This window comes from Pantoea sp. EKM103V, from assembly GCF_011800365.1.
Classification (GTDB): domain Bacteria; phylum Pseudomonadota; class Gammaproteobacteria; order Enterobacterales; family Enterobacteriaceae; genus Pantoea; species Pantoea anthophila.
The window spans coordinates 98,320-123,645 of the sequence record NZ_JAALFQ010000008.1 but is presented as its reverse complement, the minus strand read 5'-3'; the positions used below and the strand labels follow the sequence as shown (position 1 = coordinate 123,645).

General features: G+C 48.0%; 23 protein-coding genes and 1 tRNA gene. 14 read left to right on the top strand and 10 right to left on the bottom strand.

Annotation, left to right across the window (positions count from 1 at the left end; genetic code table 11):
• The first annotated feature begins 217 nt into the window (after window positions 1-217).
• The gene (locus HFD97_RS16055) at window positions 218-1,639 is read left to right on the top strand and encodes a GGDEF domain-containing protein (RefSeq protein WP_009087321.1); all 1,422 of its coding nucleotides are present in this window, start codon (window positions 218-220) and stop codon (window positions 1,637-1,639) included.
• Between the two features lie 19 nt (window positions 1,640-1,658).
• Here the strand turns inward: HFD97_RS16055 and ddlA are convergent, their stop codons facing one another.
• From ddlA to HFD97_RS16020, 7 genes are all read right to left on the bottom strand, one after another.
• On the bottom strand, window positions 1,659-2,756 hold the full coding sequence (ddlA, locus tag HFD97_RS16050) for a D-alanine--D-alanine ligase (protein WP_167432241.1): 1,098 nt from the start codon (window positions 2,754-2,756) through the stop codon (window positions 1,659-1,661).
• Between the two features lie 92 nt (window positions 2,757-2,848).
• Window positions 2,849-3,400, bottom strand: coding sequence for a hypothetical protein (locus HFD97_RS16045; RefSeq protein WP_167432242.1), 552 nt, complete (start codon window positions 3,398-3,400; stop codon window positions 2,849-2,851).
• Window positions 3,397-5,760 carry a fimbria/pilus outer membrane usher protein gene (locus HFD97_RS16040; RefSeq protein WP_167432243.1) on the bottom strand — a complete coding sequence of 788 codons (2,364 nt, stop codon included), beginning with the start codon at window positions 5,758-5,760 and terminating at the stop codon, window positions 3,397-3,399. Before HFD97_RS16040 ends, HFD97_RS16045 begins: the two co-directional genes overlap by 4 nt.
• Window positions 5,761-5,778: 18 nt before the next feature.
• Window positions 5,779-6,459: a fimbria/pilus chaperone family protein gene (locus HFD97_RS16035; protein ID WP_167432244.1), complete on the bottom strand. Its 681-nt coding sequence runs from the start codon at window positions 6,457-6,459 to the stop codon at window positions 5,779-5,781.
• A 63-nt stretch (window positions 6,460-6,522) separates the two neighbouring features.
• Window positions 6,523-7,212, bottom strand: a complete 690-nt coding sequence (locus HFD97_RS16030; protein WP_167432245.1) for a DUF1120 domain-containing protein — start codon at window positions 7,210-7,212, stop codon at window positions 6,523-6,525.
• 752 nt (window positions 7,213-7,964) lie between these two features.
• Window positions 7,965-8,279, bottom strand: coding sequence for a hypothetical protein (locus tag HFD97_RS16025; protein WP_009087309.1), 315 nt, complete (start codon window positions 8,277-8,279; stop codon window positions 7,965-7,967).
• Between the two features lie 1,303 nt (window positions 8,280-9,582).
• Entirely contained in the window at window positions 9,583-10,500 is a 918-nt protein-coding gene (locus tag HFD97_RS16020; protein ID WP_167432246.1) for a hypothetical protein, read from the bottom strand.
• Window positions 10,501-10,591: 91 nt separating this feature from the next.
• Between HFD97_RS16020 and HFD97_RS16015 the strand changes: the two genes are divergently transcribed.
• Window positions 10,592-11,494, top strand: a complete 903-nt coding sequence (locus tag HFD97_RS16015) for a bacteriophage abortive infection AbiH family protein (RefSeq protein ID WP_167432247.1) — start codon at window positions 10,592-10,594, stop codon at window positions 11,492-11,494.
• Between the two features lie 49 nt (window positions 11,495-11,543).
• Here HFD97_RS16015 and HFD97_RS16010 read toward each other — a convergent pair whose 3' ends face one another.
• Both HFD97_RS16010 and HFD97_RS22395 read right to left on the bottom strand, forming a co-directional pair.
• On the bottom strand, window positions 11,544-12,848 hold the full coding sequence (locus tag HFD97_RS16010) for a hypothetical protein (RefSeq protein WP_185155360.1): 1,305 nt from the start codon (window positions 12,846-12,848) through the stop codon (window positions 11,544-11,546).
• A gap of 355 nt (window positions 12,849-13,203) precedes the next feature.
• Window positions 13,204-13,479: a GNAT family N-acetyltransferase gene (locus HFD97_RS22395; protein ID WP_255461654.1), complete on the bottom strand. Its 276-nt coding sequence runs from the start codon at window positions 13,477-13,479 to the stop codon at window positions 13,204-13,206.
• Window positions 13,480-14,423: 944 nt separating this feature from the next.
• Between HFD97_RS22395 and HFD97_RS16000 the strand changes: the two genes are divergently transcribed.
• The 11 genes from HFD97_RS16000 to HFD97_RS15950 are packed head-to-tail and all read left to right on the top strand — an operon-like array spanning window position 14,424 to window position 23,622.
• Complete coding sequence (locus HFD97_RS16000) at window positions 14,424-15,101, top strand: thioesterase II family protein (protein WP_167432248.1); 678 nt, start codon at window positions 14,424-14,426, stop codon at window positions 15,099-15,101.
• A 23-nt stretch (window positions 15,102-15,124) separates the two neighbouring features.
• Window positions 15,125-15,976, top strand: coding sequence for an AvrD family protein (locus HFD97_RS15995; RefSeq protein ID WP_167432249.1), 852 nt, complete (start codon window positions 15,125-15,127; stop codon window positions 15,974-15,976).
• A gap of 7 nt (window positions 15,977-15,983) precedes the next feature.
• Entirely contained in the window at window positions 15,984-16,994 is a 1,011-nt protein-coding gene (locus HFD97_RS15990; RefSeq protein WP_167432250.1) for a beta-ketoacyl-ACP synthase III, read from the top strand.
• On the top strand, window positions 16,972-17,250 hold the full coding sequence (locus tag HFD97_RS15985) for an acyl carrier protein (protein WP_167432251.1): 279 nt from the start codon (window positions 16,972-16,974) through the stop codon (window positions 17,248-17,250). The genes HFD97_RS15990 and HFD97_RS15985 overlap by 23 nt, the downstream gene beginning before the upstream one ends.
• Window positions 17,247-17,816, top strand: a complete 570-nt coding sequence (locus HFD97_RS15980) for a histidine phosphatase family protein (protein WP_167432252.1) — start codon at window positions 17,247-17,249, stop codon at window positions 17,814-17,816. Before HFD97_RS15985 ends, HFD97_RS15980 begins: the two co-directional genes overlap by 4 nt.
• Window positions 17,817-17,826: 10 nt before the next feature.
• The gene (locus tag HFD97_RS15975) at window positions 17,827-18,102 is read left to right on the top strand and encodes a putative quinol monooxygenase (RefSeq protein ID WP_167432253.1); all 276 of its coding nucleotides are present in this window, start codon (window positions 17,827-17,829) and stop codon (window positions 18,100-18,102) included.
• Window positions 18,103-18,123: 21 nt separating this feature from the next.
• Window positions 18,124-19,578, top strand: coding sequence for an MFS transporter (locus tag HFD97_RS15970; protein ID WP_167432254.1), 1,455 nt, complete (start codon window positions 18,124-18,126; stop codon window positions 19,576-19,578).
• Window positions 19,565-21,106, top strand: coding sequence for an NAD(P)/FAD-dependent oxidoreductase (locus tag HFD97_RS15965; RefSeq protein ID WP_167432255.1), 1,542 nt, complete (start codon window positions 19,565-19,567; stop codon window positions 21,104-21,106). Before HFD97_RS15970 ends, HFD97_RS15965 begins: the two co-directional genes overlap by 14 nt.
• A 9-nt stretch (window positions 21,107-21,115) precedes the next feature.
• Window positions 21,116-21,661 carry a carboxymuconolactone decarboxylase family protein gene (locus HFD97_RS15960; RefSeq protein WP_167432256.1) on the top strand — a complete coding sequence of 182 codons (546 nt, stop codon included), beginning with the start codon at window positions 21,116-21,118 and terminating at the stop codon, window positions 21,659-21,661.
• An 11-nt stretch (window positions 21,662-21,672) separates the two neighbouring features.
• Window positions 21,673-22,647, top strand: coding sequence for an aldo/keto reductase (locus HFD97_RS15955; protein WP_167432257.1), 975 nt, complete (start codon window positions 21,673-21,675; stop codon window positions 22,645-22,647).
• 15 nt (window positions 22,648-22,662) lie between these two features.
• Window positions 22,663-23,622: an oxidoreductase gene (locus tag HFD97_RS15950; RefSeq protein WP_167432258.1), complete on the top strand. Its 960-nt coding sequence runs from the start codon at window positions 22,663-22,665 to the stop codon at window positions 23,620-23,622.
• Window positions 23,623-24,313: 691 nt separating this feature from the next.
• On the opposite strand, the gene HFD97_RS15945 is transcribed toward HFD97_RS15950, so the two are convergent.
• Window positions 24,314-24,389 (bottom strand) — tRNA-Ile (locus HFD97_RS15945).
• 374 nt (window positions 24,390-24,763) lie between these two features.
• Between HFD97_RS15945 and mug the strand changes: the two genes are divergently transcribed.
• Entirely contained in the window at window positions 24,764-25,294 is a 531-nt protein-coding gene (gene mug / locus HFD97_RS15940) for a G/U mismatch-specific DNA glycosylase (protein ID WP_046102565.1), read from the top strand.
• Window positions 25,295-25,326: the final 32 nt, after the last annotated feature.

Sequence of the window (25,326 nt, the reverse complement as noted above, 5' to 3'; positions counted from 1 at the left end):
TAGCCGATTTTTTTACCGGCGGGGCATAATAAAGCCCCGTTTTCTGCTGTCATCTGCTGTGCTTACCCGGCACTGGGTCATTTTATTGAGTTAGCCCATGAAGTGGGGTTTTATCGCAGGATGACATTGAAGGCATTCAGGATTTAATCATTCTGACACCACGCGCCTGTTCAGGCTGGCGTGGAGAGCCAGCCTCACCGCGATAAGGTCCGGACGCATGCGCACACCGCTGTTTGAAGAGCACAACGCAAAGAAGAACGCAGTTTTGCTGTTTTTAATCACGCTGCTGTTTTGTTTTATCGGCGGACATCTGCGCTTTCCCAAAGAGCTCTCTCTCTTCTGGCCGGTCAATGCGATCGTGACGGGCGTCATCGTCCGCAATCCCTTTCTGCACCGGGGCCGCTACTACCTGGCTATCCTGGCCGCCATGGTGTTCAACGACACCGTGTTTTCGGGCTGGGCGTTCTCAGCGTTAACCCTTAACGTGGCGAATGTGCTGTTTGTGCTGGTGGCGGTGACGCTGCTGGTCAGGCATCTTCAGCACGATTCCGGCAGTGAGCGGATTACCAGCGTGCTGCGAATCTTCCCGGCCTGCCTGCTGGCGGCGTTCACCTGTGCCAGCTGGGGCGCGCTGGCGCAGCAGGCTGATTTTGATACCGGGCTGGCGGTGGCATGGGCTGACTGGTTCAGCGAGCAGTTCTCCACCGGGCTGATGCTGCTGCCGTTTTTGCTGACCCGCGACTGGTCGTCGCTGTCGCCCCGCCAGTTTCTGCACATCCGCAAGCTGCTCCCGGTTATCGCCGTGGCGGGTTCGCTGACAATCGGGGCGATGATGGGTGGCGCGGGCAGCCTGACGTTCCCGGTTCCTGCGCTGATCTGGTGTGCGGTGGTATTGCCCATGCCGCTGACCAGCCTGGTGATTTTACTGACCGGCATTACCGAAATTATCCTGGTGTCGCACGGCGTGATGAACATTCAGGGCAGCGACGCGATGCTGCCGCTTAACCATCTCACCTCGGCCCGGCTGGGGGTGGCGACTATCTCCATCAGCCCGCTGATCGTGGCCGCGAGTATGGATGCGATCCGTCAGCTTAACCAGCGCCTGGCGCTGCGGGCGAATTACGACTTCCTGACCCGGTTGCTGTCGCGCTCCGGTCTCTATGAAAGCCTGCGCAGTGAACCCATCTTCCCTGAACGTAAAGCGGGCGTTATCCTGCTGGATGTCGACTACTTCAAAGCCATTAACGACAATTTTGGTCACGACGCGGGCGACAGCGTGCTGGAAGAGATCGCGCGCCGGATGCAGCGGGTGGTGGGCAAAGCGGGACGCATCTGCCGTTTTGGTGGCGAGGAGTTTGTGGTGGTGCTGTTCGATCAGAACCCGGAGAGACTCTATTTTCTGGCTGAGAATATCCGGCAGACGATGGCGAAAGAGAAGTTCTGGCTGCAGGGGAATACCGTGACGGTGACCGTCAGTCTGGGACTGGCGCATGACAGCGCCGCTGAGGCGACGGAGTGGCCCCCCGTCATCAACCGGCTGATCTCTGCGGCAGATAAAAACCTCTATCTGTCGAAACGCAACGGCCGCAACCAGACCTCACCGGTTAACTACCGCACCTTCACCAGCGACGTGGCCTGACGCCACGCCGCTGAGGCAATTAGCTGACGCTGCTTTTCAGGGTGCTGGCCTGCTGGTGGCGCTCGATGGCCAGGTCGATCAGGCGGCTGATCAGATCCTGATAGCTGAGTCCGGCTGCCTGCCATAATTTCGGGTACATGCTGATATTGGTGAAGCCGGGCAGGGTATTCACTTCGTTGACAATAATCTCGCCGTCGTCGGTTAAAAACACATCGACGCGCGCCATACCAAAACACTCCAGTGCCGTGAAGGCTTTAATGGCAACCTCACGAATGGCCTCGCTGGTTTCCGTGGAGAGGGCGGCGGGCACCACCGTCTGCGCGCCGCTTTCCGAGATGTATTTGGTGTCGTAGGAGTAGAAGGCATCATGCACCACCACTTCGCCGCAGGGGCTGGCTTCGGGCGCATCGTTGCCCAGCACCGCGCACTCAATTTCGCGCCCTTTAATGCCCTGCTCGATCAGCACTTTACGGTCAAAGGAGAAGGCGAGCGCCAGCGCGGCGTCAAATTCCTCCAGGCTGTCCACTTTGCTGACGCCGACCGATGAACCCTGATTGGCGGGTTTGATAAACAGCGGCAGGCCAAAGCGGGCAATGACAGCCTCTGCATCCAGCTGGGCGCGCTGCGCCTGGGTGACGCTCAGCCACGGGGCGACCTTCAGACCGGCATCGCGTAACAGGCGTTTGGTAAAATCTTTATCCATGCTGACCGCAGAACCGAGTACGTCGGAGCCGACAAAGGGTAACGAAGCCATCCGCAGCAGGCCCTGCAGAGAGCCATCCTCACCCAGCGTGCCGTGAACGATAGGGAAGATGACATCGATCTGCGACAGCGGATGTGCGTTGTGACGGGTGATAACCTGCTGCTGAGTATGACCGGGTACCAGCGCCACATCGTCAGCCGCGCGATTCAGGGCGATCAGGGATGGATTTTCAGCGTTCAGTAAGAAGTTGGACGCATCGTTAAGACGCCAGTGCCCCTGTTTATCAATGCCCAGCAGCACCACGTCAAACCGGGTTTTGTCTATCGCCTCAAGGATATTTTTGGCCGACTGCAACGACACTTCATGCTCAGCCGATTTCCCGCCAAACACGATCCCTACCCGCAACTTAGTCATCAATTTTGCCCACTGAAAAATCAAAACCTTAAGATAGCATGCGGGTTGCGCGGGAAAACAGGGTAAGGCGCGAGATAATTTTTCAGCGGCCGTCAGCCCTCATCGCTGACGATAAAGCTGCCGTTAAGCTGCCACTGTTTCCGCTCACTCACCCGGGTGGCATCGGCAGCCAGCCAGGTGACTATCCTCACTTTTGCACGCAGCGTGCTGCCGGAGGCGATCTGGCCCTCTTTGCGGAACTGCAGAGGCTGACCGGCGCTGAACGCCATCGCTGCTGCCTCTGTTCCGGCTCGTTCGATCGTGACCGGACGATCGTCGAGCGTCACATCATGCAGGGTCAGTGTCGCCCGGCCCTGTTCGCCAAACAGATAGCTGTCGGCGTCTTTCGCGGGCCCGCTGAACATCAGTTTCAGCGGTGTCGGGCGGTCACAGATGACCGTGATCTCTGACTCTCGCGGGTTACCCATCCGCAGTTCGACGGCAGTCAGCGCATTGCCCGGGCGACCGAGCAGCTCGCCCCGTGTCATTTCACCGTAATCAATCCGTGGATCGCTGAGCTGAATTTCGCACGCCGCACGGGCAGGGAGTGTGGCAAAAAGGCCACTGAAAGCCAGCAGCAGAGGCAGAACAGAGGGCTGTTTCATGGGACGCATCTCGCGGAAAGTGAGGCATAAAGGGTGCCGGGCTGGTTATACCAGGGCGTAAGCATATCGATGGCACACTGGCTGCCATTGCGGTCGAGGCTGAATAGCGGCTCGTCCGGCAGGTCGTCGAAAAAGAGCGTGCCATCTTCATTCACAAAGGCGATCAGGTGACCTTTGCCATTTTTGACAGGGGCACCCGGTGCCGGACTTTGCTCTGGCGGGAAGCTCACCAGCGCCCGGCGAACCGTATAGGCGGGCAGAATCACCGGCACTACCGCGCCGCGGTAAGGCGTGATGTCTGCAATACCGCTGATGACCTGGACATTGTCAGGCAGGCTCTGGTTTTCGATCTGCACGGTATTCTTCTGCCACGGTGTCCAGGAGGTGATGGCATGACCCGTGTGGTCGCTCCACACTACGCCGCCAGGGGTGTGGATACTGACGTCAGGCTGGGGACTGTTAAGGGAAATAATGCCAAAGGTATCGCCTGTTTTGCGGGGCGAAAAGGTCACTCCCTCACTATGCAGGACGGCGCTGCCGCGCGCGCCCGCGTTGTAACTGGTGCTGTTTTCATTATGCGAAACGCCGCCGCTCAGCTGACTGTATTTGGTGGTCCAGGTTGCGGAACCCGCAACTGACGCATCCTCACGCTGACTTTTCTCCCCGGAGACGCTCCAGGCAAATTTATCATTCAGGGTGCTGTCAACACCCATGCCGGCGCGTGTTTTTCCCCGGGTGTCACTAACCCAGCTGCGCACGCTGCTGCGGCTGCCGAGCGGAACCGCGAAATTGAGGTAAACGTAATGGTCATCAGTGTGGCGTTGATCCTTCGTGAGCCGGTTTTTCTGGATGCCAAGATTGACGTTCACTTTTCCGAAGGTGCGGCCCCAGCTGAACATGTAGCCCAGACTTTCTGCATTCTGCCAGCTCTGTGACAGGCTGCCGGAAAAGGCGAGTACGCCGAGCTGCGGCTGGCTATAACTTATCCCCGCGGCGTACTGTGACCGGATCTGTCCATTCTCCTGACGGGCGTCTCCGGCGCGCCATGAACTGCCGGGATCCCTGAAATCACGGCTGCGAAAGCTGGCGGAAGAGGTCAGTGATAATCGCGGCGTCACGCCTGCGCTGATGCTGAGCTGGTGATTGAGGCCCTGCATGTTGCCTCGCTCCCCGGCCGAATCCTGCACCTGCGAGGCGGTCTGGGTCAGGGAGGCGATAAGGCGTTCTGTCAGCCGCAGCGTGGTGCGCCAGGAGGCGGCCTGATAGTGCTCGCTCATCAGCCCGCCTGCCGTCACGGCCATGAAACCATTCTTATAAAGTCCGGCGGAACCGACGAACACCGGGAACGACTCATCGGTCAGGCGCAGACGTCCGGCGGCCAGAGAGAGTCCGGCATTCGCCAGAGAAACCGTGGTCTGAGCCTGAATATAGGGGATCGTCTGCTGCTGACGATGACCCGACTGGTCATGGCTGACGATCTCAAAATCATCGGACTGATTGATCGCCGGGATGTCAGCCAGTGTGTTCATGCCTGCTGTGACCTGATAGGTCTTCAGCAGGATGCCCGCCTGCCAGACCTCGGCAGTACCGGCTTGTGAGAAGAGCAGATTCAGCGACACGCCGCTGTTTCCGCTATTTTCTGCACTGCGTTCTGGCATGAGTTGTGCGCCCAGCAGGTTTATGCCGGAAAACAGGGTGTCGCCCGCGGTGATCTCACCTATCTGCACGACCGACGCCCAGCCGGGAAGGGAGCGCTGGGCATAACTGTACAGTCGGGTCAGCTGGTGGTGTTCATTCTGGCTGGTATAGCTCTGCCCGCTGCGGAGTACCCAGTTGTTGATATTGCCCCCAATCTCGGAGGTCAGCGTCTGCGAGTGGTGGTTTTGTCCGGCGCGCGTCTGGTACTGATAGCGTCGGCCATCGTAATTCATCACCAGCGCATTTCCCCCGCTGGAGAAGCGCGGATGCGCAGACAGGTCGCCTGCCGGGACCTTCAGCAGCAGGCTGCTGCGGTCAACCTGCTGCTCCAGCAGAATCGGGCTGTCGGATGGCAGCTGCAGGCAGCGCGCATCCTCTGCCTGACGGAAACGATCGGGGATGATCCCCAGCTTTTCTGGCAGATCGGCTGGCCAGCAGGGATTACCGGCCTGATCAAAGGTCAGGATATGCACCCCTTTGCTTTGACCGTTAACGACAATATTGACGGGCTGTTTCCCCGGCAGAAAGTGCGTGCCTGCATCAAGCAGTTCAGCGGCACTGGCGTCGTAGCCGAGCGCTTTGAGCATCTCTTTGTCATAGCGGTTTGCCGCCTGCACACAGGCTGAACTGACCACAAGGCTGAGTATCAGAAATTGTTTCATGGATAAAGGTGAACGGGCTCAGAGCGGCACATTAAAAGGGGCGGTTAAAATTCCATATCGGGTGACGGGGTGCAGAAGCAGGGCTTTCACCTTATTCGCGGAGGCAGCAGGCAGAGCCACATCAAACTTTTCACCCGGAAGAATGTAGGAATTTTTCAGTTCAACCGACCCTTTGCCGGGCAGTAAATTAATCTCTCTGGTGAGCCTGACGATATAAGGTGTCGGATTTTCAATGTGCAGAGAGGCGCCTGAAAGATGGAAGGTCAGCCCTGTCCAGGGCGCGGTGTTTACCGGCAGGCTGGCGGGGGAGATAATGACCGGAATATTCTGGCCAATGAGAATGCGGGCGCGATTCTTTTTACCATCATCCTGCGGGATAGAGACAAAATTAATTCGCTGCATCTTCTGGGTATCCAGCCTGACACCCTCTTTTAACACCACCCGGATCTGCTGGTTTTTCCCTCCATCAACACGAACCAGTTGAGGGGTAATAATCAGCCGGTTTTCAGGGTCTTGAGGAATTGTCTGCAGGCTGCTGTGCAGCAGCGCCGTATCCCTGTCTGTATTCAGGACATTAACCGTCACTTCACGATTCTGGTCATCAAGAAATAAAGCCGGTACTTCAGGCTTCATGCCGGCTGCAAATACGCCGGATACAGACAAGGAAAAGAGAATGGCAACAGAGAGAATTATTTTCATTTTATTTTTACCCTGTATTTAAAACGCGAAGGCCGGACGGCCTTCGCTGACAATCATGAAAAATTACAGATAAACCACAGAGAAGGTGACGTTACCGTCAATAGGCACTTCTTCACCGCTCGGGTAGGCATCCGCTTTCTTCAGAATCATTCTTGACGCAATGGAATAGGAGGCTTTAGTCATGGCTGCCGGGGTGGTGCTATTGGCATCCGCCGCCAGGGTAAAATAGCCGTTTTTAGTCAGCGTTGCGGGTGCTGTAGCCGTCACATGAGTGAGAGACCATGCCGCTTTATCGCTACTGGTCAGCACATTGGTATTCGCTGCACCGTCGGCGGTTGCGTCGGTAATCGCCAGTGCCATCGCCCCCACATGTCCCTGAGAGCTGTCTGTCCCTAAGCCGAAAATGTGTGCATCCGATAAGCCTGAAACGGAGGTTTTCATCTCTTCAGACATGTTCGCCAGCGTCATGGCACTTGCCGCACGGTTATCTGTGGTCTGAACGGCAATCGCGACAGGCGCTTCACAATCCACATTCAGGGTAACGGTGTTGCCCTGTTTAACATTGCTGTCCTTCAGCAGTGTCGCTGCGGCGATGGTGCCAAGATCAATGCTTGCAGAGCTTAATGCCACACCACAGGCGGCTGGAGTGATGGTACCCGTGATGGAAAGGGTCGCAGATTCTGCAGCCTGACCCGCAAAACTGACGGACGCCATCGCGGCAATAATGGCGGTGCTTAATAATAATTTTCTCATATTATCTCTCTTATCAGATTTGTTATAAATGAGCAGTTCTGAACAGACCGAACGCTCTCTTTGCTGTGCGGAGTAATCAGCGTGCAAAGTGATAATGAATAAGAGATATGAGGCGCATAATATTCTTATCCCTTAAACTGAGCGCACTGATTAATCGCCTTCTCCTGATTTTTAATTTTGATTCAGGAAGGTCAGGCTAACATAGAACTTTATTAATGGTTTAGTTAACGAATAAGTAAAGTTGTCTTCATTTGAAGGTGAGTGTTTATAGCATGTTTGATGCGTTATAATTTTTCTGTTTAACCTTATATTTATAATTTAAAATTAACGGCAGGGAGAAAATGGTAATAACAACCTCCCCTGAAATAGATTTATTTTAAAAAAAAGATGTCTAAGCGCGGACAGTTTTGGGGAGCGTAAGCAATCCTGCCTGCTAATGCGCAAAAGGTGAGGTATGCTCTGGGTGAGTGTTGAACGCGGCTGTCAGCGATCGGGGTGTCGGGGATAACGTTGATCGGCATCATGCCACCCCCGCCCTTAAATCAGCATCATTATCAGCGGCGTTTAACGCGCTTGTTTTCGATAGATTCGATCACAACGAATGCCAGCATAAGGGCGGGGATTTTTGAAGTCCGTTATTTTAGCGGTCAATTTCTGCCATTCGCTACGGCAAAACTTAAAGGCTGAGTTTATCCGGGAGGGGTAAGGATTTACGTCAGCATTTATTTGATCGGTGATAACGGGCTGTGCTGTTATACCAGCAACTGTGAACCGCTGGTACCGTAGTTGACGCGGAAGTCAGCAGCGTATGCGGCGACAGCATCTTTTCCCCACAAGGCACCCATAATGACGCATACAGCCGGGCCAATGACGCCGCCCAGAACCGCACCACAGAGCTGAGCAATAGGTCCGAATACAGCACTGCGGCTTGCACTTCCACCGACCGTGACACCGGTTGCCAGACCTTCGATAAAGCCCCAGATAGCCCCTTCAAGCGCCCCTTCAATGGTAGAGACAAATTCACCACCGCTTACGGTTTCAATTTCACACAGAGTTAAATCACGCATATTTCAATTCCTTTTAATGTATTTTCGGTTAGTTAAAGCATCTTTACTGCTGTTATACCCGCGTTATGAAGCTGATGCCTTTTAAAAGCGCGCCACTGCATTACGCTGAGTTCTTTACCTCCAGGCCGATACCTTAAGCGACTAATGCTACATGAACGAAAAGAGGGCCTGTTAAATAATACCGTTTACCATACTGCGGAAATCCTTCCGCCTATGCCTGCAGCGGGAAACGTTGCCTGACTGAAAATCGTGGTGAATTGAATCATCTTTAAAACTGTACCCCGGCTCACTGAGTTTTATCGGGCTGGCTGGCGATGAATAACGGAACAATCTTCTCTCTGTAATAGGCTGTTTTGCGTAATGTAACAATATATTTTTTTATGCATAAATAAAGTTTTTTCTGATGGCTGGAATCACTTATTTGTCCTCATTTTGCATCATTTGTTTTTTATTTTTACATTTTATCAGTGAGTCGACTCATCGTCGTCTGGCTAAAATGGCTGCCTGTTCATCTGAGTAGTTGTCTGATATCAGGAGTTTTATTTAGTGTTTAATTTGCTTTTTCCTGTATCAATAATTCATAACCGCTATCATCCGCGAGTAAATCGTAGTATTGAGCATAATAAGTACGCCAAGGTCTCTTTTTTAAACAGGGCGCCGTCAGGTTATAGGATCAGCCGTCTTGTCGGTCCCTTATGAGTATCACCGGAAAAAAGGGAGCATGGCATCTGTTAACTGAAGAGCTTCACGGATTCAGTCAGATTTAATCCGATGTTCTGTGAATTCATCGGTGTAATAGAAAAATCAGCGCCTCATGCATGATGACTTATTACAGATGTGCTGAAATTCTCTGGCAGGTTTTGGGATTCGTTGATGGTTGATTTGTATTTAAATAATTGATATTCAGATTAAGTTTAACGTTGTAATAAATTATAGCCATCAAGATTCAGTTAAACTGAAGGATAAAATTTTTTTAATTCCCATACAATGCCTGAAAAAGAGCATTTAACTACAGAATCCTGCAGGATGATCAACTATTGAACAATATGAAATTGATCAACGGTGTAACTATTAACTGTCTATTCAAGACAAGAGTCATCACAGTCATCATACCTAGTGCCCCCTTCGTCTCCCCGGGTCTTCAGCCCGACTGCGCTTACCGGTAGGACGGAAATTTTCACCGAACTGCTTGAGTAGTCATTTTGCGCCTGCGACTGAGGTCCGATAGCTTCCTGGTAAAGCCCGTTTCCGGAGCCTTATCACGTTGATTAATTGCCGATGAGTTGAAGAAACAGCCGGAATATCATGAAAGTTTTTTACGAAGCCATCTTGATAAACCACTATCCAGAATGAGCCCAGCTAACTTGTCGGGACCGATTAACGTGATGCCTTCGGTTTTAATACTTTCGGATAACGGTCCGCTGTGCCAGATAAAAAACATCCGTTCATAGGCACTGGTTTCTCTGAACCGTTTTGCGTAATCGCTGAAAGCATGTGCGTCCGCATATGATTTAATCTGAACAAAAGCTTTCTCGCTGGTGGTGAGGGATTCAAGCTCAAGATCCAGCGTTTTTTGGGTTTTACCGACAATACTGGTGCGCCGCCCCCCACTGGTTGAAAAAACAAGGTCTACTAGTAGCTCGAAATCCTGCCAGGTCAGCATTTGGCACAGATTTTTTATCGCGACCAAGTACGTTACTTCAGCCTGCTTAGCATCAGACACCGCAGGGAGATCTTCATCATTGATTTTTCGTACAACGTAATCATGTGCGCTTACGTTACAGATCGTACCTCGATACCCCTGAACCTTTAACAGATTTCCGCTCAGGTGATCCGTGGTTAATCGCACGCCCCCAACACTGGTGTTTTGCCACCCCTCTATCGTTTTTCTGATCCGGCTACTATCTGCCTGTACCTCAACCGGCCCCATGGGTCGACACCAGTAAAGAAATCCCCCCCTGATGGTAATGAATAGTGTATCTTCATCTGCCGTGTAGAAAGTTTTGATCTGCCTGACGTCGCTGCTGGCGCTAGCCTTATTTCCCTTCCGCTCTTTAAGCCATATCTCGTGAACGTCTTCCCATTGCTCGTCAACGCAAAGATTGTCTGGGGTTTTATGATAACCAAACCGAAGCGTGCCCTCCGATAGGCACTGCTGTTCCCATTCACCGGCCTCACCAAGTTTGATGAACTGAACTGTTGCGGGGCTGATTTTTTCCATAATTTTCCGGGGATACAAGATATCTGCTGTTATAAAACACGAGATATTCTGGTATTTCAACGCAAACAGGTCATCTGTCGTGAGAGGGGCTATGCAGACAACTACACTCTATGTCATTGGAAATGGCTTCGATCTCAGGCATAACATCCCCTCTAGCCTGTGGCATTTTAAGGAATTTCTTTTGGCCATGGATTCGGATATTTATTGGGACGTGGAAGAATACCTTCCAGTGGATGATGATTGGTGTGACCTCGAAACCGCGCTTGCATATCTCGATGCCTACATGCTCATCAACAACCTCGGCCATTTAATGAGTTCATACGGTGATGAGGACTGGAGTGACGCAGGTCATCATGATTTCCAGTATGAGGTGGATCAGGTTGTCAGACGCCTCTCAAAGGGCATGCGTAGCCGATTCGGTCAGTGGATCCGTCAATTGCCGATACCCTCTGGTGAAAGTTCGCTTAATCGCCTGACTAAACTGGATTCGCAGGCACTTTTTCTCACCTTTAACTACACCAGCACACTGAAACGCGTTTATGGCGTCGGGACAGATCGTGTGCTCCACATCCATGGTTCTGCCGAAGCAGGGGACGATGAACTGATCCTTGGACATGCCTTGGAGCCTGAATCCCGCGCCTCTCTCAACGACATGACAGATATTGCAGATATGGATACGCAGCTCATGGAGGCTAACAGCATCATTGATGACTATTTCTGTGCGACATTTAAACCCTCACAGGAGCTTATCGCTAAACACCGACACTTTTTCGAGGGACTGAGCGGAGTTAATCAAGTGATGATTTTGGGCCATTCTCTGTTTAAAGTGGATGAGGCTTATTTCCAATATCTTTTTCTTCAGAAATCCGTTGCAGCGGCACAGTGGTCTATAGCGTGCCGCAGCGAAGAGGAGTGGATAGAAAAGTCTCGCAAACTTGACCTGATGGGAATCAGACCGGTCTCTGTCAGGCAAGTCTCTTGGGATACGTTGTAGGTCTGCTCTTCTCGCACCAGCTCCAGGTCACAGCACGATCGTCAACTGGTTACCCTTTACCGGAGGAGGCATCATGTTCTACCGCGCTTTTGGGCGTTCTGGTTTTAATTCGGGCGGTATGCCATTTAACCCGTTGTACCATACGTTGCAGAAGCGGCAAGACCAGTTCTGCTATAAGGAACTTTATCACCAGCAACGTGTTGTGAATGATAAACCTTATACCGGAAAGCAGCCATGAGCGAGGGCGAACCGTATCATGGCCGACCATCGACCTGGACGTATTTGCAAGTTTACCCCCCGCGACAAAGGCCAGCATAAGAAACACAAAATAGCGCGTCTTATGTCCCTGCTCGATATCTTTTATGCGTGAGTCGGCTTTTTGCATGGATTCATGCAGTCGCAGAAGTCTCTGGGCGTAGACTGGGGCTAGAAAGGCCCCGGGCGTTTTAAAATCCACACCGTTAAGAGCCATCTCGATGGGGACAACCTCACAGTTACCCCTGAACGCATGCGCAGAACATGCCAGAGCATTGAACGTCTCAATCTGTTTGCCGATGCCCCGATCGTACGCAACTCTTGTCACCCAGTCGGGTAAATCTATTCTGGCGCGCAAAATATCTTTTAAAGCAAAGCTGTCCTGTAGCGACCACCGCATCTCAGACGCCAGGTTGCATAAATCTGGAACCTGATTTATTACGTTCGGTTCTTTACACAGATATCCAAGGTTTTGCTCGCCGTTGCGATAATGCTGCATGATCAGGGTGGTGCGTTCACCAGCTTCTGACAGGTCCTCTTTATAGGAGGGCAGGCCGCTGTCCGTAACGTAATAAAGAGCTGCGATAAGACCCAAGACGTACCAGATGTGGTCATAAGCATTTTTGAAGGTATTTTTCTTCCAGAGCGCGCTGACAAGCATAATGATGGACCACCCGGCAACCATTGAGATAAGCAGATTGGCTGCCGCAGAAGACACACTGCCCGTAAAGTCGCTCCCAAACCGGAACACATCAGGACCGAAACTATTAAAGTCAGGAACATAACCCATCAGGCTGAACGTCCCTGGCGAGATCCAGAAAAACAGGCTTATCCAGCCCATGCTGCGATTAAGGTAAAATCCGGCACGGATATTCAGTAGTGCGATCGGGAGGAGCAAGATAGTCATTAAACCCGATAATCCATTAACGCCGTGCGTCGGGCTTAGATTCCAGGGATAGATAACGTCATTTCCGACCTGTAAAGGTAGGTCATTTATAGAGTGAAAGAGCCCGAGGCCTTCAAGGTTCTGAGCTAGGCCCCAGGCCGCCAGATTTGAAAACATCAAATAAGGATGAAGGAATTTCAGAAGAAGGAGCATTTGTAGTATGCATCCAAGTGAAGGACAGTAAGTTTTCAGAATACAAAAAATATCAGTGCCATTCTAATGTTTATTCCCGTCAATATTCGACGCATATCCTTAGCTTCTTAACTGCAAAGCCTGTCTCTGTCATTTTAAGAGCTGAGTTTCAGCGCGGGTTCTTTCGTTTTTCAGACAAGCGGATTTTACTCTCCTCCTTCGACTCCCTAGCGTTGCCGGGTCGTCAGCCCGATGGCAGTAACCGGCTGATCTTGTCCCTATTAATCAACATAGAAGAAGACTAGTAAAGTCTGCTTCTGGCACAAAGCGGACTGGGTTCAGGCTAACGTCCGCTATGAGCTGGGAGTTCATATTCTCAATATGATTGAGCGGGCAGAATGCTGATTTCATAGACTACGTAAGGCACATGATAATGCTGTTCTATTACTTTGTAAGTCATGCCTAATCGCTGCATCACTCGTTGAGAAGCCGCATTTTCAGGGTCGGCAACAGCCACTAAATACGTCGCGCCTATCTGCTCTGCTGCGAAATCAGTAATCGCTTTAGCAGCTTCTGTTGCATAGCCTTTGCCATTGTGTTCCGGGACGAGCCGCCAGCCAATCTCTAAGTGGGCACCTTCAACGTTTGCCAGATATTAGAGACATGCTGCCCCAACTACGGCCCCGGACGCTTTCTCTTTAATAGCCCACCACGAAAATTCATATTTCTGCCATCTGGCCTAAACACGCCTGATACTTTCCCAAGTCTCTTCTGGTGTTTTAACAATGCCGTTGCTGATATACCGCATCACGCCGGAGTCGTTTTCCATTACCCTTAAGTCTTCATAGTGTGAGTCATGATAGGGCTCAAGCCTTAAACGCGCAGTTTCTAAGTTCATCCGACACCCGTTTTTACCTGAAGGCATTACTTTCGCTTACTTCTCTAAATAAATCACCCTATCACGATGTAAGCAGTGTCCGCTTATGGCACAAAGCGGATCTGTGTTCTTGAACGTCTGTTAGAGCGAGGAGCGGACAACTAGGCTAATTGAGGTTTATTAAAGAATGTAGTCTGCAACTTTTGCATGGTGAAACTTAATTCATGGAGAAAATTTTCCATTTTTAAAAGCTTACCAAAAAAAAAGCATAAAATTAATTTTTTTCTATATTTTTCAATGGTATGAGTTTAATTTGGGTGTTTGTAAGGCATTGTCAGTAAGAGTCTGTATTGAGTAAAGATCCAGATCCATCGATTACTGCTAATCGAAGCCAGCGCATGGTGCACAATGCCACGCAGTTAAAGCCCTGCCATAAAACGTTGCGCCAATCATTAATATAATAACCTTATGTATATGAAAAAATTATTTAACGAGCGAAATCACTTAAGTTTTTGATAATTTTGGTAAATTTAGAAAAAAGTCAAGTAAAGCGCAATTTCACGAAAATTTTTGTAAAGCACTTGTGAATTAATCGTTGCGGCTAATGATTTAAGGTTGACGCATATGTTTAACAAATGTAAAGATTTGTCGTGTAGAAGATGAGGTGATTTTGTTGGTGCGAATTCCCTATTGATTTTATTGTTGTAATAGGAGTGTTCATGAGTAAGGAAAATGTGATTGTGTGCTTTCCGTATGCCGGTGGTGGTAAATCATCTTTCGATATACTTAAGAAACATTTTACATATGGTGCAAAAGTGCTTTCACTGTCCTATTCAGGCAAACAGAACGATATCGAGCTGGCAAAATCACCATACTGTTTCAACCGCATGCTGGAGGGGCTGAAATCACAGCTAAATAGCATTGAGGCGCCCATTACGTTTTTTGGGCACAGCATGGGGGCGATTGTTGCGTATGAACTGGCGGTGATACTTAGCAATCAACTCAACATAAAAAAGCTGGTCGTGTCAGCCTGTAAACCCCCAGAGTTGCTTGTGAACTCCAAGATCTTCAGTACAGGTGCTGACAATGGGTTCAACAATATCGTAGAACTGGGGGGCATCCCGCAGGTTATTGCTGAAAGCCCTTCACGGCTTAAAGAAGCAAAATCCAAACTGGTAAATGATCTCAAGTTACTTGGCAACTACAAAAGAGATGATTACCCCAAAATTAATTGCGCGATTCATGCACTGGCTGCAACCGATGATTCACTTGCATCAGATAAGGAAATGTTGAACTGGAAAAACTATACGTTGAACGAGTTCAAAACCACGACATTTAAAGGTGACCACTTTTACTTCAGAAATAAATCAAAGGAAGTAGCCTGCTTCATTTCGTAGTTGATATAAAAGGACCACTTACCATGACATTAATCGCAGATGCTGATGCATATCTGGGACCATCGGGAAATCGTTTTTTTAGTTCTGGATACAAAAGGGTTAGTTATGATATTGCGGATGAGTTAGCCCGAAATAATGGGTATGCATCTAGCTTTAAAATTATTTACCCTGAAGATTGGTCCGTCAAGAAGAATAAGCTTCGACCTCATCTGAGTAGTATTGACGTCATGCTTATGTCCGCACGCGCGTGCGGTAAAATATTATCAACAAGAAATAAGTTTAATTTCGAAATGTCATGTATAACTATCCTGGCCTCAAAGAAACCAATAGAGGAACTCGATTATATCAAAATAAGTTTTGAGGTTATATCTGAGTCTGAGAATACGCTCTTTTTTTCCGGGAAAGTTGGAAACATGAGTGTCAACATCGAAGTTATCAGACATGAAGAACGCGATCTTCAACTATCTCCAGCTTTTAATGTTGAAGGATTCAAGCATTCAGTTCAGTCTATTAAAAACATTAGGATTAAAAATAAGTTTGAAAGCGAAGCACTCGTCATAAAAACCATTAATGGTGAAAGAGCTAAAAAACTCGATTACATTGATGCTTTTGTTTCAGGTCTCCAGCTAGGCCAAATACTATTATACGAACTCGATGATATAACCCGAGAAGGGTCCAATAATCTTTGGATGAGGAGTGTCAATTTTAAATTTCATTCGAAAGAAACCACATCGAATTCAAACCATTTGGATGTTGTTCTGGAAAATACAACACTCATACGAAAACATGATGCTGAATGGCGAAGTGCAGATATCGTTGCAAGCTTAAATCATATCCAAGTCAAATGTTCAGTTACTCACCAGTTAAATCGCTGAGGTCATTATGGGCGTGAAAATAATCGGACTTGGTGCTTCTGTACCGACGAAATCAGTGACAAATGAAGAGCTATCTCAGAGCCTTGATACAAGTGATGAGTGGATCACAACGAGAACTGGAATAAAAAGGAGACACCATTCTTCTCCACTTGAAACAACCAGCTACCTCGCATACAAAGCTGGCGAGGCGGCAATGAAGAGTCTCACCCATGATGATAGCAGTGACATCGACACGCTAATTGTTGCCACCTCTACTCCTGACAGAAAGTGCCCAGCAACCGCCCCGAAAGTTGCTACGATGCTGGGCCTAGGAAAAATCAGTGCTTTTGATATCAATGCAGTATGCACAGGGTTCGTCTACGGCTTAGAGCTTGCTGATGCCTTAATCCGGTCTGGCAAATCAAGGAAGCTAATGCTGATTGGTGCCGATGTATTTACGTCGATTTTAAGCAAGCAGGATCGAACGACATATCCCTTGTTTGGTGACGCTGCAGGCGCCATGATTTTAACCCGCAGTGAGGATGACAACATTCTTGCAACCTTCACAGGTAGCGACGGAGAATATGAAAACCTCATCACCATTCCTGATGGCGGTACGGAATCAGCGCTCAAGCAGGATAATGACGATGCGGATGTTTTTTTCAGAATGGAGGGCAGAGAGGTATTCACCAAAGCTATTTCGCAAATGAAAGAATCGATTAATGAAGTGCTGAAGAGGGGGGGGCTGGTTAAAGAAAACATGGACTATCTGGTTCCCCATCAGGCAAATAAGCGAATTATCGACACTCTCAGTCAACTTTTTGATCTAAAAGAAGACCAGGCGTTGACGAGTCTTGAAGATTATGGAAACACGTCGGCAGCTTCAATTCCCATTACTTTGGCACGACATGTCAAAGCAGGAACAATCAATTCTGGAAAAAAAATTGTTTTGACTGCGTTTGGAGGAGGCATTACTTGGGGAGCAGTCGTACTCCGGTGGCCCAATGAGAAAATCAATGCTGATATTAGCGAAAAATAGAGGTGGAAAAATGGAAGATAAAATATTTAGCCGTATCAAAGAAATGCTAGTTGATAAGTATTACGTGCCTTACCAAAAAGTAACAGCCGAGGTTGCGTATGACGATCTTGAACTAGACTCACTAGTATTGCTGGAAATCTCAGTCGCTTTAGAAAAAGAATTTGACCTTAAAATACCTGATGGACTTGTTGAATCAGAAATGTCGATTGGCCATTCAGTGAGTGTCATTCTTGGTAACAATGCGGATGCTGCATGATTTATCTGATGAGGCATGGTGATACGCTGTTTAACGTTGAAGGCCGATTGTTGGGGCAAACAGATATCCCGTTATGCCCAATCGGTGTTGAAAAAGTTAAGCAGACTGCCTGTGCGATTGCAGAGCTGAATATAAATTTCATTTTCAGCTCACCTTATCTACGTGCTCTTCAGACGGCTGATATTTTGGCATCTTCCATGGATACTTTTTTCAGTATCCATAAGGATTTTAGAGAGCGACATCTAGGGGTGATGGATGGGAAGTTTAAACACAATCCGGAATTTTCTGCTCTGGTTGCCATGTTGGGAGAAAAGGAATTTATACCGCCTGAGGGTGAATCTGTTGATGCTTGTATAGGCCGGTTTTCACGGGCGCTAGAACTTGTGACGAGGGAGCATGCTGGCAATATTTTAATTATCTCTCATGGCGGAGTGATCTCACTTTTTATGAAATATGTCATGATGGTTGATTCTAATTTCACATTTCTGGACAACTGTGCTTTTCACACGTTGACTGCCGGACCGGGCCAGCAGTTTTTCGTTAAAACGTTGAATACATCATTTTAAAAGGAAATATATGAGCCTTAATATCGTGGTTTTTATTAAACCAGAAGCCGACTTTTTCACAGATTTTGGAAAAAAACTTGCAGCTCTGAAAGAAATGACTTTAAGAGAAAGTGGTTGTGACATTTTCAATTTCTACAAGTTTGAGAACAAATATGTATTGATTGAACGCTGGGCAGACAAGTCGGCTATTGATGCACATATGGAAGAAGCGTACACAAAAGAATTTATCCGTCAGACAAAAGCGCATCTTGAAGAAACAAAAGTTTTCAAACTGGAAAATATTTAGCGATTACTGTGAGAGGTTAGCATGGCGGAAGTCAGTTTTAACAGAAGGGAATTACATGTACTGCTGACAGTATGCCTGTCTATGTTCATTATCCCATTGACAATTACGTCTTCTAGCATTCTGAATCTATCAGTTATGAAAGATTACGCATTGAATTATCAAAAAGCGCAATGGTTTATTAATATATTCATGGTCATGTATGCTGCATTCCTTCCAGTAACAGGATCACTATCTGACTATATTGGTAAAAAAAATGTGTTCCTGTTCGGCCTTCTCCTTTTTTCCATTGGCTTTTTTTCAGGGGGGCTTGTGAATGACTATGTGCTTCTGCTCACATGCCGTGCCATTAGTGGTGTCGCTGCGGCCGCGGTCACAACTTCAGCAACCGCTCTGCTGGCGACTCATCTTAATGAAACGAAGAAAGCACGTGCTTTTTCCATTTTTGGTGTTTTTCTGGGAATGGGAATGATTAGTGGTCCACTGCTTGCATCTTGGTTAAACTATATAGACCATGGATGGCTGATTTTCAGTACGATCATGGCTCTGATACTAATCGCCCTGTTCATTTCTTTGATTTTAATTTCTGCAAAAGCGCATCGTGCAAGCCATCCTTTTGACTGGGCTGGCGGGGTACTATTGACCATGTTTTTGCTGACATCTGTAATGATGGTGTCATTCCTTTCTGACTGGACGATTAGCGATCCCAGAACGCTAGTTTTACTGTTCACATCCGTGATACTTGGATTTTTGCTTTGCCGTGTAGAGCAAAAATCAAAATTTCCATTGATTGACATTCGTATCTTCAAAAATCAGGATTTCTCAGCAATGAGCATCACGTCTTTACTCCTTGGTTTTGGATATATAAGTGTGCTGTTTTATTTTCCATTCTATCTGAGTAAGGCGACCGACTTCTCAACTCTTCAAATTGGCTCTATTATGACTGTGGCGACACTCCCGTCGCTAGTATTCCCGCCAGTGATTGCGAAATTCAGAATAAAACTCAGCGACGAATTTCTATTGAAGATTACTCTTCTATCGATTGTTATTGCACCGATTATTTTAACGGCTGTGTTAGGTAGTGAAAGCGTTCTCCTTCACCAGATAGCAATGTTTGTTTTTGGCAGTTCTTTTGGTATCTCTCTTTCCTATATTGATGGAGTGGCCGTCAACTCTGTTCCATCTCATCAAACTGGGCTAGCAGCAGGAACATTTAATACTTTCAGGATAGGTGGCGAGTCTATTTTCATTCCTCTAACTTCTTCAATGGCTACATTGTTGAATGGCAATTTTAGTGGGCGGCTTGAGCATGTTTTCATTATAGATGACAATGTAATTGACAGCACGCATAAAATCTTCATTACATCTGCATCTCTATTACTCATGGCTATATCAGCACTGTGCCTTATCTTTTCTGTGATGATTATTAATCTTTATCATGCTAGTAAAAAGGGGGGGCAAATTAATGAAATTTCCTGAAAAGAATGAAGGTGATGTATTAATTGTTGGTGGCGGCCCAGTGGGAATGCTGACTGCGCTGGAATTATCGCTTTTTGGAATCAAGGCAAGGATTATTTCCAAACATGAGCGATATTCACCGCATTCAAAAGCGACGATTATATGGCCACGAGTGCTGGAGTTGCTATCCCGCACCGGTGTTTCAGAGGGTGTCATCCAGTCTGGTCATTACTTTGACCAGATGAATTATTACTCAAACAAGAAGATGATCGGCAATATCTGCTTCGACCGCTTGAAGTTCACTAATTACCGCTATGGAATTACGATACCTCAGTGGAAAACGGAAAAGGTTCTGGAAGACCGACTCAATGAAGAAGGAATCCAAATTGAATACGGATGTGAATTTATCGACGGCCATAACGACCATGAGCGCGTTAATGTCACCTTGCGCAATCCGGATGGAAACATAACTCACGAATCCTTTGCATGGGTGATTGGTGCAGATGGCTACTCCAGTAAAGTCAGGGAGTGTTTTGGTTTCACTTTTGATGGCTTTCAGATGGAAACCAGACTTGCTATCACTGATGCGGAGCTGGTCAGTGAATCAACTAGCCGTGAGGTAGGATATTACCTGCACCGCAAGGGAAACATGGTGCTGGCTCCAATAGGTGATGGCCTTTTCCGAGTAGGTGCAAGTGTGCCTGCTGACTACCAAGGTGAGATCAATCGTGAGTTCTTCGAAAAAATTTTAGGAGACCGTGTTCCTGGAAACAAAACACTGGGGCACATGAATTTCTGCGGAATTTTTAACGCTAATGTTCGCTCTGCATCCTCTTACAGAAATGAGAATGTCTTCCTTGTGGGGGATGCGGCGCATGCTATGAGTCCTTCAGGTGCGCAGGGGATGAACAGTGGTTTTCAGGACGCGGTAAACCTTGGATGGAAACTCGCCGGTGTCATCCGTGGTGAATACAATCCATCGCTTCTTGAGTCGTATTCTGAGGAAAGAATGAATGGGATTAACCGCACATCTAAACTTTCCACATTCCTAGCCAACGTCAGCCTGTATAAAAATCGTCAGGCCATATTTGCACGTGACGTAGCATTCAGAATGGCCTCCAGAACCGGGCTAGTTGATAAATTCCTTTCACCTAGAATTGCTCAAATCGATATTCCACACGGTGAACTTCCTGAAGGTAAAAATCGCTTGGAAATAGGACGACGAGTACCTCTTGAATGGCGTAGTAGTTTCCTTTCTCCGCATCTGAGCCTGACAACGCATACGGTTTTATTCTGGCCGGGAAACCATTACATCTATTCAGACTGGCTATCCTACTTTGAAAAAGCTTCAGCGGCCGTGAGAGGTGCCACTCTTGTAAATTTAAGCGGTAAGGTACTCGGTTTATTGAAGGACCTATTGCCCAGTAAGTCTGTTTGCATCGTTGTACGCCCGGATGGATTTATCAGCGACTTGATAGAGATCAGCGAAAACTCTTCAAATGAAGTTTTCGGTATTTTGAACAGTAAAATTAATCAACAACCTGCATGAGGATAATTTATGAATAAGCCACTTGTTAAATTGACAGATGTTAAAGACTTTACTCAAGAACAGCTTAGCGTTTATGAGAAGTTCCCGTCAAATCTGACTCGTAGTCTGCTTCTCACAAAATGCTCCGCTGGCCCTCATCTTGCATTGGGAGGTGCCATCACAAAAGGTTATCTCAATGATTATGAGCGCGAAATCATTGTGATGCGTGTGGCTAAACTCGTTGACAGTGAGTTCGAGCGGCTCATTCACTACCCTTTAGCGATTAAAGCTGGTTTATCAGAGCAAGAAATAAGTGATATTGAAAATGGCAATTATAGTGTGATGGAACCTCGTCGTCAGGCTATGGTTCACTACATCACCGAATGTATTAATAATGGCAAAGCCTCACCTGATGCATTTCGCAAGCTTAACGAATTTTATTCCCAAGGCGAGATTGCAGATGCAACACATTTGGCAGGGCACTGTTGGATGACAGCCATGTATCTTTCAAGTCTGGACATACCTTTAGATGAGCAGGAGACATCCTGGTCACGCCTTACAGAATTAAACAATTAAGGAGGTAGCGGTTGATTTATTCTCACCTCGGTAAATCAGGCCTGGTCGTGTCTCGTATTGCCCTAGGATGTATGTCATTTGGAGAATCGTCTAGGGGAGCACACCCTTGGACACTTGACTTCGCTAGAAGTGAAAGAATCATTGTTGAATCACTAGATTCAGGAATCAATTTTTTCGATACCGCAAATATTTATTCTTTAGGATCGAGCGAAGAGATCTTGGGTGAATGTCTGAAAAGACATGCAAAACGTGATGATGTCGTGATTGCAACTAAAGTTTATGAAAAAATGAGTGATTCACCACAGTCAGGTGGATTGTCACGCAAAGAAATTTTTTCACAGGTTGACCAGAGTTTAAAGCGTCTGCAAACGGACTACATTGACTTATATATTATTCATCGTTGGGACCCCAATACGCCAATTGAAGAGACCATGTCAGCACTTAATGACTTAGTCCGTTCTGGCAAGGTTCGTTATATTGGTGCTTCCTCGATGAGGGCATGGCAATTCATTCAGGCACAAAATGTTGCGCACAATAATGGCTGGACGCCGTTTATCAGTATGCAAAACCATTACAACCTCATTAACCGAGAAGAGGAACGTGAAATGCTTCCTTATTGTGTGTCTGAGGGAATTGGTGTAACACCTTGGAGCCCACTGGCTCGAGGGAGGCTTGCTAAAAACGCGGAAACTGCCCGTTCCCGATCGGATAAAGTCCAGTCATGGCTGTATGAGTCGGCTAAAGCCAGCGATGTGAAAGTCATTACCGTACTCAATGAGATTGCCAGAAATAAAGAATGCAAGCCTGCACATGTTGCACTCGCATGGCTTCTTTCCCGTCCAGGTGTGGCATCACCCATCATTGGGGCCACTTCGGTTGAACAACTCACTGATAATATCCGGAGCGTCGAAATCAATCTGGATGAACGTGAGATAGCTGCTTTGGAAGAGTTTTACACCCCTCATGCCACAGCAGAATTACAGTAAAGTCAGGAGGATAAGATGGCAGTTCAGAAACCGGTAAAGTCAGGATTTGATGCGTCCTCAACAGCATCTGATGTGCTCAAAAGTCTCGACCTTGTAGGAAAAACTGCATTTATCACGGGGGGACATTCTGGTCTGGGATTTGAGGCAACAAAGGCCCTTTCTGCTGCGGGAGTTCATGTTGTTGTGGCAGCAAGAGATGTTAAATCAGCTGCCCAAAATCTCAGTGAACAGAAAAATGTCACTATCCTCCCATTGGATCTGTCTGATATCGCCTCTGTTAAAAACGTGGCCGCCATTGTTTCAGCTAACCGCTATGTATTCGATTACGTGCTGTGTAATGCCGGTATCATGGCATGCCCTGAACGAAGAGTAGGGCCGGGCTGGGAATCCCAGTTTGCAACCAATCATGTAGGCCATTATGTGCTGGTAAACTTAATCTGGAATAACATTCGTTCAGGTGGACGAGTAGTCTGTGTCTCATCAGCAGGACACCACAACTCGCCAATCCGGTGGGACGATATTCAGTTCACCAGCGGGTACGACAAATGGCTAGCATATGGCCAGTCTAAAACTGCCAACATCTTGTTCACGTTGCAGCTCGACAGCTACGGTAAGAGTCGTGATATTCGAGCATTCTCACTGCATCCTGGAAAAATATTTACTCCGTTGCAGCGACATCTGACAAATGAAGAGATGGCTGGAGAAGGATGGATGGACAAAAATGGAAATCCAATTGATCCCACTTTCAAATCCACAGCTCAGGGAGCAGCAACCGAAGTCTGGGCGGCTACCAGTCCTCAACTGAATGGTCTTGGCGGGCTTTATTGTGAAGATTGTGATGTATCCGCGCTCGCATCTGAATATCCAGAGCCTTTTGTTGGTGTTTGCGAATATGCTGTTGACCCAGAAGAGGCTTTAAAATTGTGGAAATTTACGGCTAATCTGACAGGCGTAAATACATTTTCTGACAAATAATTTTTTAAAATAAAAAAGGCTGGCTCATATGATGGCCAGCTTTTTATTTGCGTAACATTGTCATGTGAATTTGCTCTTTTTTAACTAAACATCGACACGTTATTCATTATACTAGGCCAGTATGAACGGCTATATATTGATTGAATCGGCCAGGTATTAGCAAGTTCCGTTTCTAGCACTAATATTTGGCGCGCCATGTTTATCCAGGAGCTGGTATGGGGCAACGGGTGAAGTGTCATACCAGCTTTCATATCTGAACCAATACAGCGAAGGTTGATGCTCTGAACGTCGATACTTTTTCAACGCTAAAAGGCACAGGGCATTGTAGCTCTGATCGGGATAACGCTGTTTGAGCTGTTCAAATAGAGTCTTAACACTGATGAAGCGTTCTGTATAAGACCGGTGCGCGAGTTACTCATTACGCAATTGCTGAATGGAATCGTCGAAACTCATGGCTTGTTTTTGTCCTGCAATCCTGGGGGGCAGGTAAGGCTGTCTTAATGATTGAATCCGGATGGCTGTCAGGCTTTTCGAAAAAGGAAATCAGGTTTCTGGCAACCGGCCAGTCATACATTTAAACCCACACTACTTACGTCACCCAGCCATTCACTTACGTCACCCACTACATCACCTGAATCGCATCCAAAGAAAAAGGAGTCAGACGATTTCTCATCTAACTCCTTGTTTTATTTGGTGGCCCCTGCTGGGTTTGAACCAGCGACCAAGCGATTATGAGTCGCCTGCTCTAACCACTGAGCTAAGGGGCCAGCGGAGCGGGGATTATAAAGTATCTCTTCAGGGCGATCCAGCACTCCGCCATCGGTTGCTGAAATAAACAGCAGCGATTTACCTGCTGATTTCTATAACAAAACTGATGAACGGCGTTAGCGAAGTTTTAAAACAGCGTGGAAAATGCGACGCCGTGCCTTTAGCGAAACTGGACATCAGGCTGCAGCAGTCGTGTGCTTCCTCTGTCACGTCGATAGCGTAACGCGTTGACTCCTGAAGGCTGGAATGTACTGAGCGTAATCACTACTATCTTAGCCAGAGATCACGTGGCAGAGAGCACAGGACGTTCTATGGAGAAGCAGAGTAGCAGAGCGCTTACGCCACAGCTTAGCGACAGCAGGGCGGGAAAGGCATGAGTGAACACGCTATCCGCGACATTATCACTCCGGGGCTTGATGTGCTGTTCTGCGGCATTAATCCCGGCCAGTCAACCGCCCATCAGGGCTTTCACTTTGCGCATCCCGGCAACCGGTTCTGGAAAGTCATCCATCAGGCCGGGTTCACCCGGGAGCAGTTGAAACCGGAAGAAGAGCAGCGCTTAACCGAAACCGGCTGCGGTATCACCATGCTGGTTGAGCGACCCACGGTGCAGGCGAGCCAGCTTGCCACGGATGAACTACGTGAGGGCGGCAGACGCCTGATGGAAAAGGTGCTGAATTATCAGCCCGCCGCGCTCGCCATCCTGGGTAAGGATGCGTTTCGTCACGCCTTTCAGCAGCGTAAAGTGGAATGGGGTAAGCAGCCCGTCTTTATGGGGAAAACCCAGGTGTGGGTGCTGCCGAATCCCAGCGGGCTTAATCGCGCCTCACTGGAGGAGATGGTCGAAGCCTATCGTCAGCTTTACCGGGAGCTGCATCCGGAGGAGAGCAGGGCATGGGAGTAGCAGGCAAAAAAAACCCCGGCGAACCGGGGTTT

What these genes read in the sequence shown, in the direction of transcription:
- HFD97_RS15975 (WP_167432253.1), top strand. Translation starts at nt 17,827, where the DNA reads ATGAGCCTTAATATCGTGGTTTTTATTAAACCAGAAGCCGACTTTTTC.
- HFD97_RS16010 (WP_185155360.1), bottom strand. Translation starts at nt 12,848, where the DNA reads ATGCTCCTTCTTCTGAAATTCCTTCATCCTTATTTGATGTTTTCAAAT.
- HFD97_RS16045 (WP_167432242.1), bottom strand. Translation starts at nt 3,400, where the DNA reads ATGAAACAGCCCTCTGTTCTGCCTCTGCTGCTGGCTTTCAGTGGCCTT.
- HFD97_RS16055 (WP_009087321.1), top strand. Translation starts at nt 218, where the DNA reads ATGCGCACACCGCTGTTTGAAGAGCACAACGCAAAGAAGAACGCAGTT.
- HFD97_RS16000 (WP_167432248.1), top strand. Translation starts at nt 14,424, where the DNA reads ATGAGTAAGGAAAATGTGATTGTGTGCTTTCCGTATGCCGGTGGTGGT.
- HFD97_RS16030 (WP_167432245.1), bottom strand. Translation starts at nt 7,212, where the DNA reads ATGAGAAAATTATTATTAAGCACCGCCATTATTGCCGCGATGGCGTCC.
- HFD97_RS16020 (WP_167432246.1), bottom strand. Translation starts at nt 10,500, where the DNA reads ATGGAAAAAATCAGCCCCGCAACAGTTCAGTTCATCAAACTTGGTGAG.
- HFD97_RS16025 (WP_009087309.1), bottom strand. Translation starts at nt 8,279, where the DNA reads ATGCGTGATTTAACTCTGTGTGAAATTGAAACCGTAAGCGGTGGTGAA.
- mug (WP_046102565.1), top strand. Translation starts at nt 24,764, where the DNA reads ATGAGTGAACACGCTATCCGCGACATTATCACTCCGGGGCTTGATGTG.
- HFD97_RS16015 (WP_167432247.1), top strand. Translation starts at nt 10,592, where the DNA reads ATGCAGACAACTACACTCTATGTCATTGGAAATGGCTTCGATCTCAGG.
- HFD97_RS15950 (WP_167432258.1), top strand. Translation starts at nt 22,663, where the DNA reads ATGGCAGTTCAGAAACCGGTAAAGTCAGGATTTGATGCGTCCTCAACA.
- HFD97_RS15965 (WP_167432255.1), top strand. Translation starts at nt 19,565, where the DNA reads ATGAAATTTCCTGAAAAGAATGAAGGTGATGTATTAATTGTTGGTGGC.
- HFD97_RS15970 (WP_167432254.1), top strand. Translation starts at nt 18,124, where the DNA reads ATGGCGGAAGTCAGTTTTAACAGAAGGGAATTACATGTACTGCTGACA.
- HFD97_RS16035 (WP_167432244.1), bottom strand. Translation starts at nt 6,459, where the DNA reads ATGAAAATAATTCTCTCTGTTGCCATTCTCTTTTCCTTGTCTGTATCC.
- HFD97_RS15990 (WP_167432250.1), top strand. Translation starts at nt 15,984, where the DNA reads ATGGGCGTGAAAATAATCGGACTTGGTGCTTCTGTACCGACGAAATCA.
- HFD97_RS16040 (WP_167432243.1), bottom strand. Translation starts at nt 5,760, where the DNA reads ATGAAACAATTTCTGATACTCAGCCTTGTGGTCAGTTCAGCCTGTGTG.
- HFD97_RS15960 (WP_167432256.1), top strand. Translation starts at nt 21,116, where the DNA reads ATGAATAAGCCACTTGTTAAATTGACAGATGTTAAAGACTTTACTCAA.
- ddlA (WP_167432241.1), bottom strand. Translation starts at nt 2,756, where the DNA reads ATGACTAAGTTGCGGGTAGGGATCGTGTTTGGCGGGAAATCGGCTGAG.
- HFD97_RS15985 (WP_167432251.1), top strand. Translation starts at nt 16,972, where the DNA reads ATGCTGATATTAGCGAAAAATAGAGGTGGAAAAATGGAAGATAAAATA.
- HFD97_RS15995 (WP_167432249.1), top strand. Translation starts at nt 15,125, where the DNA reads ATGACATTAATCGCAGATGCTGATGCATATCTGGGACCATCGGGAAAT.
- HFD97_RS15980 (WP_167432252.1), top strand. Translation starts at nt 17,247, where the DNA reads ATGATTTATCTGATGAGGCATGGTGATACGCTGTTTAACGTTGAAGGC.